The 12,604-nt window shown below is 55.1% G+C and carries 12 protein-coding genes; 10 read left to right on the forward strand and 2 right to left on the reverse strand.

What is annotated here, in order from left to right; genetic code table 11:
* Window positions 1-149: 149 nt before the first annotated feature.
* The 10 genes from QC821_RS14525 (at window position 150) to QC821_RS14570 (ending at window position 10,981) form a co-directional block, all read left to right on the forward strand.
* Entirely contained in the window at window positions 150-1,448 is a 1,299-nt protein-coding gene (locus QC821_RS14525) for an L-fuconate dehydratase (protein WP_309722918.1), read from the forward strand.
* 44 nt (window positions 1,449-1,492) lie between these two features.
* Window positions 1,493-2,509 (forward strand): 4-hydroxythreonine-4-phosphate dehydrogenase PdxA, encoded by a 1,017-nt coding sequence (locus tag QC821_RS14530; protein WP_309722921.1) that lies wholly within the window; start codon window positions 1,493-1,495, stop codon window positions 2,507-2,509.
* Window positions 2,510-2,655: 146 nt separating this feature from the next.
* Complete coding sequence (locus QC821_RS14535; RefSeq protein ID WP_309722924.1) at window positions 2,656-3,645, forward strand: TRAP transporter substrate-binding protein; 990 nt, start codon at window positions 2,656-2,658, stop codon at window positions 3,643-3,645.
* Between the two features lie 104 nt (window positions 3,646-3,749).
* A complete protein-coding gene (locus tag QC821_RS14540; RefSeq protein WP_309723208.1) occupies window positions 3,750-4,142 on the forward strand; it encodes a TRAP transporter small permease in 393 nt (130 codons plus the stop codon).
* A gap of 36 nt (window positions 4,143-4,178) precedes the next feature.
* Window positions 4,179-5,453 carry a TRAP transporter large permease gene (locus tag QC821_RS14545; RefSeq protein WP_309722927.1) on the forward strand — a complete coding sequence of 425 codons (1,275 nt, stop codon included), beginning with the start codon at window positions 4,179-4,181 and terminating at the stop codon, window positions 5,451-5,453.
* Between the two features lie 695 nt (window positions 5,454-6,148).
* The gene (locus QC821_RS14550) at window positions 6,149-7,198 is read left to right on the forward strand and encodes a TRAP transporter substrate-binding protein (RefSeq protein ID WP_309722930.1); all 1,050 of its coding nucleotides are present in this window, start codon (window positions 6,149-6,151) and stop codon (window positions 7,196-7,198) included.
* Window positions 7,199-7,294: 96 nt separating this feature from the next.
* Window positions 7,295-8,575: a TRAP transporter large permease gene (locus tag QC821_RS14555; RefSeq protein WP_309722932.1), complete on the forward strand. Its 1,281-nt coding sequence runs from the start codon at window positions 7,295-7,297 to the stop codon at window positions 8,573-8,575.
* A gap of 1 nt (window position 8,576) precedes the next feature.
* Window positions 8,577-9,143, forward strand: coding sequence for a TRAP transporter small permease (locus QC821_RS14560; protein WP_309722933.1), 567 nt, complete (start codon window positions 8,577-8,579; stop codon window positions 9,141-9,143).
* 21 nt (window positions 9,144-9,164) lie between these two features.
* Window positions 9,165-10,055, forward strand: coding sequence for an NAD(P)-dependent oxidoreductase (locus tag QC821_RS14565; protein ID WP_309722936.1), 891 nt, complete (start codon window positions 9,165-9,167; stop codon window positions 10,053-10,055).
* A gap of 2 nt (window positions 10,056-10,057) precedes the next feature.
* On the forward strand, window positions 10,058-10,981 hold the full coding sequence (locus QC821_RS14570; RefSeq protein ID WP_309722938.1) for an amidohydrolase family protein: 924 nt from the start codon (window positions 10,058-10,060) through the stop codon (window positions 10,979-10,981).
* A 95-nt stretch (window positions 10,982-11,076) separates the two neighbouring features.
* Here the strand turns inward: QC821_RS14570 and QC821_RS14575 are convergent, their stop codons facing one another.
* Together QC821_RS14575 and glcC are read right to left on the reverse strand one after the other, a co-directional pair.
* Window positions 11,077-11,730: a GntR family transcriptional regulator gene (locus QC821_RS14575; RefSeq protein WP_309722941.1), complete on the reverse strand. Its 654-nt coding sequence runs from the start codon at window positions 11,728-11,730 to the stop codon at window positions 11,077-11,079.
* Window positions 11,731-11,828: 98 nt separating this feature from the next.
* The gene (gene glcC / locus QC821_RS14580; protein WP_309723211.1) at window positions 11,829-12,599 is read right to left on the reverse strand and encodes a transcriptional regulator GlcC; all 771 of its coding nucleotides are present in this window, start codon (window positions 12,597-12,599) and stop codon (window positions 11,829-11,831) included.
* Window positions 12,600-12,604: the final 5 nt, after the last annotated feature.

Consider the following 12,604-nt stretch of genomic DNA (forward strand, 5'->3'; position numbering starts at 1 on the left):
TCAGCGGGGGAAGCGCGGGGTATGTACCTTGATATTTCGATAACCAGAAGAAATCGATAATGGCAAAAATTCGATTGGCAAGTTATCGGCATGCCTACCTAAGCTGGATGCACCCTAGCGACCACTTAATCACGCGAGATCTATCTGCCATGACCCAAATCACCCACATCAGGGTTCAGGACATCCGCTTCCCGACCTCCCGCTCGCTGGATGGCTCCGACGCCATGAATGCGGCACCGGACTACTCTGCCACCTATGTCACCCTGCAAACCGACGCTAACCTGGAGGGCCACGGCCTCACCTTCACCATCGGCCGCGGCAACGAGCTCTGCGTCAAGGCGGTGGAGTCCCTCGCCTATCTGGTCGAGGGCGAAACCCTCGAGACCATCACCTCGGACATGGGCAATTTCTGGCGCCGGCTCACCAGCGGCGACAGCCAGCTACGCTGGACAGGCCCCGAGAAAGGGGTGATCCACCTGGCCACTGCCGCCATCGTCAACGCCATCTGGGACCTGTGGGCCAAATCGGAAGGTAAACCAGTGTGGAAACTGCTGGTGGACATGTCTCCGGAGCAACTGGTCAAGAGTCTCGATTTTCGCTTCGTCAGCGACGCCATCACCCCAGAGGAGGCGCTAGGCCTGCTCAGGCGCCAGGCGGCTGGACGCCAGGAGCGCGAAGCCACGATGCGCGCGCAAGGCTATCCGGGCTATACCACCTCGGCAGGATGGCTGGGCTACGACGATGACAAGGTTCGCCGCCTGGCGCGCGAGGCGCTGGCTGAAGGGTGGACCCACTTCAAGCAGAAGGTCGGTGGCAATCTCGAAGAGGATCGCCGCCGCGCGCAGATCCTGCGCGAGGAGATCGGCTGGGAGCATGCGCTGATGATGGATGCCAACCAGATGTGGGACGTCGATGAAGCCATCGCCAATATGCGCCAGCTGGCCGAATTCGACCCGCTGTGGATCGAGGAACCGACCAGCCCCGACGATATCCTCGGGCACGCTGAGATTCGCCACCGGCTGGGCTCGATCGGCGTGGCCACCGGCGAGCACTGCCACAACCGAGTGATGTTCAAGCAGTTGCTGCAGGCCGAGGCCATCGACTACTGCCAGCTCGATGCCGCGCGGCTCGGTGGCCTCAACGAGGTTATCGTAGTGCTGCTGATGGCTGCCAAGTTCGGCGTGCCGGTCTGCCCCCACGCCGGCGGCGTGGGGCTCTGCGAATACGTGCAGCACATCTCGATCTTCGACTATATCGCCGTCTCAGGCTCGCTGGAGGGGCGTATCCTCGAGTACGTCGACCATCTCCACGAGCACTTCGAGCACCCCGTGGTCATCCGCAGCGGCCACTACCAGGTGCCCACCGCAGCGGGCTACAGCATTACCCTCAAGCCCGAGTCGCTGGCACGCCATATCTACCCAGACGGCGAAGCCTGGCAAAACGCATGAGGTAGCCACCGCAGCCTGACCCACGCAGCAAGGAGATATCTGTCATGACTGAAACCCGACCTTGTGTTGCCGTTACCCTGGGAGACCCAGCAGGCATCGGCCCGGAGCTCATCGCCCGACTGCTGGCAGATGACGAAGCCATCGCTAAAGCCGACATTGTGGTGGTCGGCGACCGCTGGCTATGGCAGGAAGGGCAGCGGGTGGCCGGCACTCGGCATGAGCTACCGGAGATAGACACCTGGGATCAGGCCCGTGGGGGCACTGGGCCAGTATTCCTGACACTGGATAGCGTGGCGCCCGAGGACGTCGAGTATGGCCGGGTCGACGCCGCCTGCGGCGCCTCGGTGCTCAAGGTCCTGGCATACTGCCTCGATGCAGCCCTGGCAGGGCACGTCGACGCCATCTGCTTCGCCCCACTCAACAAGCTGGCGATGAAGCAAGGCGGACTGCGCCATGAAGACGAGCTGCACTTCTTTGCTGAATACCTGAACGTCACAGACGATGTCTGCGAGTTCAACACCCTGGGACAGCTCTGGACATCACGCATCTCCTCGCATGTGCCACTTGCCGAGGCCGCCTCCTATGTTACCCAGGAGCGCATCCTGAGTGCGACCCGCCTGATACACGGCGCTCTCACCGCGGCTGGGCAAACGGAGCCGCGCATCGCCGTCGCCGCGATCAACCCCCACGCCGGTGAAGGCGGCACCTGCGGCCGCGAGGAGATCGATATCATCGCTCCAGCAGTAGAAGCATGCCAAAACGCCGGCTATCCAGCCCATGGTCCTTTCCCCGCAGACACGCTCTTCCGCCGTGCCCGGGATGGCGAATTCGACGGTGTCGTCACCATGTATCACGACCAGGGACAGATTGCCTTGAAGCTCTTGGGCTTCGAGCGCGGCGTGACGGTCCAGGGTGGGCTACCGATCCCCATTACCACCCCCGCCCATGGAACCGCTTTCGATATCGCCGGCCAGGGCAAGGCCAGTGCAGAAGCGACGCGCCGCGCATTCGACATCGCCTGCCGAATGGGAGGAAATCAACCAGCCAATCGGCGCGACTAAAGTTTAACACCAAGGAATGAATTATGAGTTCATAATGACATAGAGATCAATAGAGCATCAATCCAAAGGGGAGAATGCCACTCAACAAGAAGCGTACGCCAACTCACCAGACACTGATCTTCATATAATGACAAAGGTGCTTAATCATGCGTTTCAGAGAAAAAATCACTACCGCCGCTGTTGCTCTTGCCATTGCAACAGCATCGGCGTCGGCATCCGCGACCACTCTGCGTTATGCGCACGTTGGCGCAGAGGGCGACGCCCAAACCCGCTTCGCCTCGGAAGCATCAGCAGCCATCGAAGAAGCAAGCGAAGGCTCGATCAGTATCAATATATTTCCTGCAAGCCAGCTAGGCGGCGTTTCAGAGATGGTGGATGGGGTATCAATTGGCTCCATTTCCATGGCTCACCATGAATTCGCATCGCTGGCTCAATCGGTTCCCGATATTGCTGTCTTTAACGCGCCGTTTATATATCGTGATGCAGAGCATGCGCTAAGAGCCACGGATCCCCAGTCCGATGTCATTCAAGAAATGAACGAGCAACTCATCGATGAATCTGGGATGCGTATCATCGGACGTATGTATCGTGGTGCTCGGCATATCACATCGAATTTCCCAGTAGAGTCGCCTGACGATCTAGCGGGAGAACCGTTCCGTGCCGTGCCACTTGATATCTGGATCTCAATGGTACGCGGGTTTGGCGCCGATCCAACGCCAGTAGAGGTCTCAGAACTACCAACATCTCTTATGACGGGGCTAGTGGTAGGCCAGGAAAATCCACTAACCATGATCAGGTCAGACAGCTTATATGAAGTGCAATCGCATGTTTCCATGACCGGGCATATGCACTCCATTCTGGCGGTATTTATCAACGAAGATGTGTGGCAATCTCTAGATGAAACGCAGCAAAATATTATCACCAGCACGCTCACAGAGAAGGCCGAAGAATCACTTCGCTGGGCAATAGAAACAGAGGAAGAGCTCATTGATGAATTAACCGAGAGAGGCATGGTGTTCATTACTGAGGACAATGGTCTAGACATAGACGCTTTCCGCGAAAGAGTTCTTGCGCAGATAAACGAGGACTATCCAAACTTTGCTCCATATATCGAAATGATTTCTGAAATCGAATGAAGCCACTCGGGCAGCACATAATGTGCTGCCCGCTACGGAGCTGCATTTCTATGTATAAAGCAAAATCATGCTTAGAATTTTTTTGCGTATTGATATTAGCAGCAATGATACTTGTTCCCTTTGCACAGGTGCTATCGAGAGACCTGTTCGGAGTATCAATTCCCGGCTCTGGAGAGCTAACCCGTTTCTTGCTCATCTGTCTTGTGTTTTCATCCTACCCTCTAGTCGTCGGTAGCAATGAAAATATCTTGATGTCTGAGCTTCAAGACGCACTCCCCCAAACCCCAAAATTCATACTAAGAAAATTCATCACAATACTTTCTATAGCAGCATGCTTATTCGTTTGCTATTCGGCAGCGACCACAATAATATCAAGCTTTCACAGAACAACACCCGTGTTAAAAATACCATACTGGATATTTTTCAGCACAACCACTCTGGGCTTTCTATTAGCCGCGCTCATCCATTTTTACAAGCCATTTAAGCAGCCAAACTAGGCTGCTCCTAAACACTTATTACGGGTAGGCGACAACATGGGAATAACAGTACTTGCTTGCTTTTTAATTCTGTTCATACTGGGGTTCCCGGTAGTCTATGCGATATTACTACCCTCCATTGCCTATGTACTTATAGAAGGACTGCCTTTAGGATTGATGGGGCAGCGCATCACTTACTCACTCGACAGCTTCCCTCTAGTAGCTGTGCCAATTTTTATCTTCGTTGGCAACCTTATGAACCAGGCTGGTGTAACCGACAGAATATTCAACTTTGCCAATGCGCTGGTCGGACGCGCGCCAGGAGGCTTGGCACAGGTCAACATATTTTCCAGCCTTATATTTTCAGGCATGTCGGGGGCTTCTCTTGCAGATGTCGGCGGGCTTGGGAAAATTGAAATTGAAGCTATGAAAAAGCGAGGATATAGCGGACCTTTTTCTGCTGCCGTTACAGCATCCTCAGCCGTTGTTGGCCCTATTTTCCCACCCAGCATCCCACTAATCGTTTATGGATCAGTAACTAGCGTATCAATTGTTCAACTTTTATTGGCCGGCATTATCCCGGCACTGATATGCATAGCTTTGCTTATGATAACAGCCGCCGTCCTTGCGCTTAAATACGATATGCCAAGAGCAGAGCGTTGGCCAACAGGGTCTGAGCTATTCCACGCATTTATGCCAGCGCTTCCGGCGCTACTGGCTCCAGTACTGATGATTTCTGGTATGCTCGCGGGGTTATTCACCCCTACCGAGGCTGCGGCTGTTACAGCTGCCTATGTCGTGATCATTAGCGCAGTTATTTATCGAGAGCTTACTTGGGATCACTTACTGCAATCTATGCTTGCCACGCTAAGAACCACAAGCGCCATACTTATCATAGTCGCAGCAGCCTCAATGTTTGGATGGATCCTCTCCGTAGAACAAATCCCCCAGCAGTTTGCCACGCTCATATTGCAGATATCTCAAGACCCCTTGATGCTGCTGTTGATCGCCAACCTCATCTTTCTCATCGCGGGTATTTTCTTAGACTCAACAACTGCTACCTTGCTGATTGTTCCCATCGTAGCTCCCCCCATGGTATTAGCCGGTGTCGACCCTGTGCATTTGGGAATAGTCTGCATATTCAATTTAATGATCGGCCTTCTGACTCCTCCGATGGGACTCTCATTATTCCTCGTATCGTCAATTGCAAAAGTGACCCTGCGCCAACTATTAAAAGCCCTAATACCTTTTTATATCCCCTTGGTCATCACCTTGGCAATCATAACTTTCGCGGCTGACTTAGTCTTATGGCTACCAGGGTTCATGCGATAAGCATGACACTTATGGGACTCAATTTAATATTAAGAGAATCATCTATGAAACCAGCAAAGGCTTACACCGTCGAAGATATGAAAAAATTACACCAAACTTTCCTGGAGGCAATGCGAGGGATAAGAAGTAGACCATACACCCCAACTCTCAGGCTGCCACTGGTGAGCGACAAGATAAAGGCCAGTATAAACATCGATGCTCGGCCCGCCATTCGTCTTATCAATATGAAATTTAGCTGCCGAAGGCTATACTACAAAGCGGGTAATGCATTAGATCCGTTCGGGTTCGCCAATCTCATGATAACGGCATGGTACAGGATCAAATTGACGAAGCCAGTGTGACTTAGGAACGATTTGACAGTTGCTTACCCGAACTGCCAGGACAACAGGCCATTTAAGGTGGTTAAAAAAAACATCACTGGCTCCATGATGAGGCCCTATCCAAGCACCTCATCTGCTTAGACGGCATGCTTATTAGCAAGACCTCAATAGCCAATGATTAAAACCCACTAATTAAGCTTCCTACTACATCGATATAGCTAATGTTGCTGTCATCATAATGACAACAGCCGGCATGAATTTTAGACCAAAGCATTACATAAAAAAATGAATTATGAGTTCATAATTACCAAGACGCTGCATGGATGCCACAACTACAACAGGCACACGAATGCGAAAAAATGGAGGCTACTTACCATGAAGCACGCTGCCAAACTACTCTGCACGCTCTCTGCAACCGCTCTGATCTCACCGCTGGCGATGGCTCAGTCATTCGAAGCCACGCTGGCTCACCCACACCAGAACTATGGGGTAGAAGCGGCCGAAGCGTTCAAGAATTATATCGAAGCAGCCACTGACGGCGAGCTGGTCATCAACTTGGTGCGTCACGGCGCGCTAGGCGGGGATCGAGAGATTACCGATCAGCTACGTCTCGGTGAGCTGGAGTTCAACCTCCCGGGTGCCGGGGGTATCGCAAGCATCTTTCCCCATGCTCAGGTGCATAGCTGGCCATTTCTGTTTACCGAACGAAGCGTTTTCTGGGAGCTTCCCCAGGACCCCGAATACTTCCAGCTGACCCGGGATGAGCTCCTGGAAGCCAGTGGCGGGACCATGCGTCTACTGGCACTAATGGAGAACTCCATTCGCCATCTGTACACCACCGCCGGTCCGATTCGAGTGCCGAGCGATCTCGAAGAGCATGCCATCAAGATGCGCACCCAGGCGGTTCCACTTCATCAGGAGCTATTCGAAGCCCTGGGTGCCGCACAAATCGTTACTGTCTCGGCGCCTGAGCGCTACTCGGCCCTGCAAAGTGGCCTGATCGATGGTCTCGAAGGGGGGCTGTCATCGGCCTGGGATGCCGGGCTGATGGAGGTGGCGGATTACGTGTCACTCACTGGTCATATGTATGAGTATCTGTGGCTAGTCTCCAATAACGACTTCTACGAAAGCCTGCCTGAGGAGTTCCAGCAAGCCGTCGATGAAGCCGCCATCATTGCGTCTGCGACCAGCAATGTGGTGAGCTTCAAGGATGATAATGAAGCACTCGAAAAAATGGCAGAAGCGGGCAAGGAGATCTATGTACCAACCGCAGACGAACTGAGCGAGTGGCAAGATATTGCCGTACCGGCAGCTCGCGATTTCATCGAGGAAGAAGTCCCTGAGTCCTACATCCAAGCAACTCTCGACGCCCTGGAACGCACCCGGGAACGCGTTGCCGGGATAAAGAACTCAGAATCCGAGTAACGATATCACATCGATAGCATCTCCCCCTTCCCTTTCAATTGAAAGGGAAGGGTTCACTACCCCAATGCAGCCGGAGTCTACGTGATAGCGCTACTCATGCTCATTGCCCTGGTCGGGCTCATCGTCATCGGCGCGCCAGTCTTCATGGCAATGGCCGGGGCATCTCTTATTCATTACTGGGAAACCGGACGTGAAGCAACCATGAACATTCTGACACTCAGAATGTTCGATGGAATGACGTCCTTTACTTTCCTAGCGATACCACTATTCCTCTTGGCGGGTGAGATCATGTCTCGGGGCGGTCTAACGGACCGACTCATGGATCTCGCACGCGCACTGGTTGGCCATTTCAAGGCCGGTCTTGCACAGGTCAACATTGCCTCAAGCCTATTTTTCTCAAGCATTTCTGGCTCAGCGTATGCCGATGTCGCAGCGATGGGTCCTGTCATGATTCCAGCGATGCAAAAAGAAGGCTATCCACGCGGGTTCGCGGGAGCTCTCACAGCAGCATCGGCCACACTATCGCCGCTATTCCCGCCCAGCATCGTTTTGATAATTTACGGCTCAGCATTTAGTGTTTCCATTGGCGCGCTCTTTGCTGCAGGCCTGACTATTGCACTAACGCTGACACTACTATTTGGTTTAGTAACCTATGCCATGGTATGGCGCTACGGTATCCCGACCCATGGCTGGATGGGGATGCGCCAGCTGGGTCGTGCCTTTCTCAAGGCGGGCATTCCACTTGGCATGCCAATCATTGTGGTTGGGGGCATACTCGGCGGCTTCTTTACTGCTACCGAGGCTGCTTCTGTCGCAGTCGCCTATGGCTTGGTCGTCACACTTTTCATCTACCGCACCATCCACCCTCGCGACCTGATCCCTATCATCCGCCAGACGGCTATCACCAGTGCGGCCATTACTATCCTGGTTGGCGTAGCGGCAATGTTTTCTTATGTTGTGGTACGTCGTAACATCCCCACTCAGGTGGTGGACTTTCTTCTACAGATCACCCAGTCGCCGATTGGTATTGTCGCCCTCATCGTGCTGGTATTGCTCATTGCAGGCATGTTCATAGACCGCAATTCCAACTTACTTCTGTTGGGCCCGATCATTATTCCTATTTTCACCATGGAATTAGGCTTCAGCGACGTACAGACGGCGATGATCATCATCTCTGCACTGGGTGTAGGACATCTCACGCCCCCATTCGGTGGAACCTTGCTGACAGCCTCTCTCGTAGGCCGCATGTCAGTAGCAGAGATCAGTCGCTTCGCTTGGCCTTTCATTCTGATAAAGGTGGTACTCACAGCTCTGATCATTGCCATACCAGCGCTCAGCGAAGCGCTACCGCGTTTCCTCGGTTTCGGAGGAGTTTGATATGACAGCCATCAGCAGATCATGGGCAAGTAAGCTGATACAGGGCATCGATCTAGTGGCCGAGTGGGTAGACCATCTACTACAAGCCATTCTAGTACTGGTCCTTAGCAGCATCTTTGTGTTGATGTTTGCCCAGGTGCTTCTGCGTTACATCATCCACTCTCCCTTCGCTTGGATCGAGGAGGTAGCGGCCTACATGCTTCCGGTATTGGCCATTTGGGGCGCAGCCGTCTGCATTCGTCAGGGCTCACATCTCAAGGTAGACCTGCTGCTGGATGTACTGCCACGCACCGTCAAGGCTCTATTCTTGATTGCCATACATGGCTTTATTTTCTACTTCGCCCTGAAGGTCTATCAATCTGGCCATGCTCTTGTAGAGCTAGGGCGCAACGAAATGGTCACGAGCCGCAGCTTTTCGCTCTACTGGCCACGCATGGCGATCGTCATTGGTGGGGGATTGATCATGTTCCAGTCGGCGGTAGTCGTTATCAAGGAAGCGGCCCTATTGATGGGTATACACGTATCCTCCGGCAGTTCGCCACCAAGCGACCCTCCGGCTCCGCGCTAAACTCACTGAGGAGAAAACCCTATGTCAACTACATCAGCAATCGGTTTCGTCGGACTTGGCAAGATGGGTGCCGGCTTCACGGCTCGGCTCCTGGAGAGTGGCTATCACGTTATTGGCTACGATATCGATGCGGATAACTGTAAAGCGGCCCAAGAGAAGGGAGTAGAGATCGCCTCCTCACCGCTCGAGATCGCCGAAAAGGCCGATATCATCGAGGTCTGTGTCACCACCACCGGCGCAGTGGAGCAGGTCGTGCTTGGCGATGATGGCCTCGCGCAAGTCACACAGGGCAAAGGCAAGATCATTGTCGACCACTCCACCACTGAACTCGAGACGACGCGCCGCCTCGCCGCCGAGGTCGAACGCCGCAATGGTATGCAGTTCGTCGATGCGCCAATCTCCGGCGGCCCCGGTGCCGCAGCTGAGGGCCGACTGGCGATCATGGCCGGCGGCAACCCAGATGCACTTGCGGCCATCACTCCGCTGATGAAAACCCTGGGCCAGTTTACCGCCATGGGAGAAGTGGGCGCCGGACAAGCGACCAAGCTGATCAATCAGGCGCTGGTTCTCTCCAACTACTGCGTGATTGCCGAGTCATGCAACCTGGGCCAGCGTTTTGGCATCGATGTCAGCAAGATCCCCGAGGCGCTGTCTTCCGGCTATGCCGGCAGCAACCTGCTCAATGATCTCTTGCCTCGCATGGTGGACAGCGATTTCGAGCCCCGCGGCTATGCTCGTCAGATTCTCAAGGATCTGCATATGCTGCAGGATGCCGCCAATGCCCTGAATGTCTCCATGCCGATGGCGGGTACTGCCAACTCGCTTTACAGCATGCTGATCGCACAGGGCAAGGGTGAGCTCGACGGCGCAGCGATCGTGTCACTGATGCAAGGTGATACCGGGGAGGCATGAGCATGCAATCACTGCCGATCATCGATGCGCACCAGCACTTCTGGGATCTCGAGCGCAACTACCTCCCCTGGCTGTGCGATGAGCCGCCGATCCCCTTTCGCTATGGCGACTACTCGGCGATACGCCGTACCTATTTGCCGAAGGATTACCGTCATGACAGCCGTGACTACCGGATCGTCGGCACGGTGTACGTAGAGACCGAGTGGGATCCTCGTACACCGGTGGATGAAACCCGCTGGGTACATGCCCTCGCCGATCGCGAGGGGCTACCCACCGTGATGGTAGCCCAGGCACGTCTGAACCAGCCCGACGTCGAGGAGGTGCTGGCACAGCACAGTGCCTTCCCGCGTGTGCGGGGCATTCGCCATAAGCCCACTTCTGCCCCTTCACCTGCCGATATCGATCCTGGCATCCCGGGTTCCATGGGAGACCCCGCTTGGCGGCGAGGCTACGCACAGCTCGCCAAGTACGGCCTCTCCTTCGACCTTCAGACCCCTTGGTGGCACTTCGAGGAAGCGGCTGAACTCGCCGCTGACTTTCCCGAGACACAGATCATCATCAACCATACCGGCTTGCCAGCGGATCGTAGCAAGGAGGGGCTCAGCGGCTGGCGCCGGGCCATGCAGTACGTGGCAGCACAGCCTAATGTGGCCATAAAGATTTCAGGTATCGGTCTACCTGGACAAGCCTGGACAGCGGACGTCAATCGAGATGTGGTACTAGAGACAATCGATATATTTGGTATTGATCGCTGCATGTTCGCCAGTAACTTTCCCGTCGACAGCCTGGTCGCAGAGTTTGGCACGATCTTCGGTGGTTTCATGACTATCACCGCGGAACTCAGTGACAGTGACCAGCGCAAGTTGTTTCACGACAATGCCGTTGCTTTCTACCGTATGCCAACCGACACGGGCATGGCTGAATAAGAGACCTCGTTCATCAATGCAATGTGCCGCGTACCGAGACAATCGGTGCGCGGTATCTTCATGCATGCTACCCAAACAGCGGTTTCAATGGTCAATCATTCCGCCATTTCTTCAAGGGCCGAGAACTCCACCTTATTCTTGAGGTGTTGTCGTAATATGCTCGAGAGCGCGTTTCCATCACGAGCCCGCAATGCATCAATCATCGCTTCGTGTTCTGCAACGGCTATTGACCAGTAATCGTTAGTCAGTTCGGCAGTAAAGCGCACGCGGCGTACCCGATGATTGAGGTTCTTGTAAACATCAATCAATACGTCATTCTGAGAGGCAATCACGATGGCTTCGTGAATCTGCTGATTAGCCAGCAGGTATTCCTGCATATTGCCATTCTTGTAATGCGCCAACATCTGATAATGCAGCGCCTCTATGTTGGTCAGTTCCTGCTCTGTGATCCGCTCACCTGCCAGCTCGCCGGCCAGCGCCTCCAGGTTCTGCATCACCTCGAAGGTATTTTTCAGCGCGGCGCGCGTGAGCTTGGCAACCCGCGCACCACGGTTTGGTAGCAGCTCGACAAATCCCTCGTATGCCAGGACCTTGAGGGCCTCACGCAAGGGAGTACGCGAGACACCGAACTGTTCGCAAAGCTGCTTCTCCGGCACGCGGCTTCCGGGAGCCAGTGTACCTTGCGCGATCATGTCACGAATGCGCTCGGCCACCTCTCCGTGCAAGGTGTTCTGCTTGATCTTCTCCATCATTGACTCCCATACGCACCGATTCCGATGCGGGATAAGTTCGCCAGCACCTAATAACAAATTATGCATTCATTTTTAAGGTTGCACAACACACTCCCCTACTCCCACCCCTCCAGACGCATCGCCGAGCGCTCCAGCCGCTGGGTCTCGACCTCGATCTCGCGCAGCCGCTCGCCGATGCTGTTGAGATGCTCCAGCGCCACCCGCTTGGCCAGCGCCGGCCTGCCCTGTACCACCGCCTCGTGAAGCTTGGCGTGCTGGCGGTTGATCATCTCGCGTGGCTCTGCGCGGTGGTAGAGGTTCTTCACCGAGGCGAATACCGAGCTCAACAGCAGGTCGGTAAGGCTCTGCAGGGTGTGCACCAGCACCGGATTGTGCGAGGCCTGGCAGATCGCCAGGTGAAAGGCGTGATCGAGGCGCGCCAGTCGCTCGACGTCGATGCTCTCAGCCTCCGCCACATAACTGGCCATCTCCTGGTAGCGACGGGTGATCAGCACCCGGTCGGCAGGCGTGCCACGACTGGCGGCGAGAAACGCCGATTCGCCCTCCAGCAGCGCGCGCACTTCGAGCAGATCGAACAGCGTGCGCGGCTGGCTCTTGAACAGGTGCATCAGCGGGCTGTCGTCTCGCGGCGGCACCAGCTGCGCCACGCTGGAGCCGCGCCCGTGGCGGGTCTCGATCACGCCCTTGCTGCGCAGTGCGCGCAGCCCCTCACGCAGCGAGGAGCGCGATACGCCCAGCTTGTCGCACAGACGCCGTTCGGAAGGCAGCAGTTGGCCGGGGTGAAACACCCCGTCGAGAATCAGCTGTTCAAGCGTTGCTGCGACGCCGTCTGCGGTGCGCATACCGGCCAGGCGCTCATCGGGCATGAAAG

The organism is Franzmannia qiaohouensis (genome assembly GCF_031451695.1).
Classification (GTDB): domain Bacteria; phylum Pseudomonadota; class Gammaproteobacteria; order Pseudomonadales; family Halomonadaceae; genus Franzmannia; species Franzmannia qiaohouensis.

What these genes read in the sequence shown, in the direction of transcription:
- QC821_RS14525 (WP_309722918.1), top strand. Translation starts at nt 150, where the DNA reads ATGACCCAAATCACCCACATCAGGGTTCAGGACATCCGCTTCCCGACC.
- QC821_RS14530 (WP_309722921.1), top strand. Translation starts at nt 1,493, where the DNA reads ATGACTGAAACCCGACCTTGTGTTGCCGTTACCCTGGGAGACCCAGCA.
- QC821_RS14535 (WP_309722924.1), top strand. Translation starts at nt 2,656, where the DNA reads ATGCGTTTCAGAGAAAAAATCACTACCGCCGCTGTTGCTCTTGCCATT.
- QC821_RS14540 (WP_309723208.1), top strand. Translation starts at nt 3,750, where the DNA reads ATGATACTTGTTCCCTTTGCACAGGTGCTATCGAGAGACCTGTTCGGA.
- QC821_RS14545 (WP_309722927.1), top strand. Translation starts at nt 4,179, where the DNA reads ATGGGAATAACAGTACTTGCTTGCTTTTTAATTCTGTTCATACTGGGG.
- QC821_RS14550 (WP_309722930.1), top strand. Translation starts at nt 6,149, where the DNA reads ATGAAGCACGCTGCCAAACTACTCTGCACGCTCTCTGCAACCGCTCTG.
- QC821_RS14555 (WP_309722932.1), top strand. Translation starts at nt 7,295, where the DNA reads ATGCTCATTGCCCTGGTCGGGCTCATCGTCATCGGCGCGCCAGTCTTC.
- QC821_RS14560 (WP_309722933.1), top strand. Translation starts at nt 8,577, where the DNA reads ATGACAGCCATCAGCAGATCATGGGCAAGTAAGCTGATACAGGGCATC.
- QC821_RS14565 (WP_309722936.1), top strand. Translation starts at nt 9,165, where the DNA reads ATGTCAACTACATCAGCAATCGGTTTCGTCGGACTTGGCAAGATGGGT.
- QC821_RS14570 (WP_309722938.1), top strand. Translation starts at nt 10,058, where the DNA reads ATGCAATCACTGCCGATCATCGATGCGCACCAGCACTTCTGGGATCTC.
- QC821_RS14575 (WP_309722941.1), bottom strand. Translation starts at nt 11,730, where the DNA reads ATGGAGAAGATCAAGCAGAACACCTTGCACGGAGAGGTGGCCGAGCGC.
- glcC (WP_309723211.1), bottom strand. Translation starts at nt 12,599, where the DNA reads ATGCCCGATGAGCGCCTGGCCGGTATGCGCACCGCAGACGGCGTCGCA.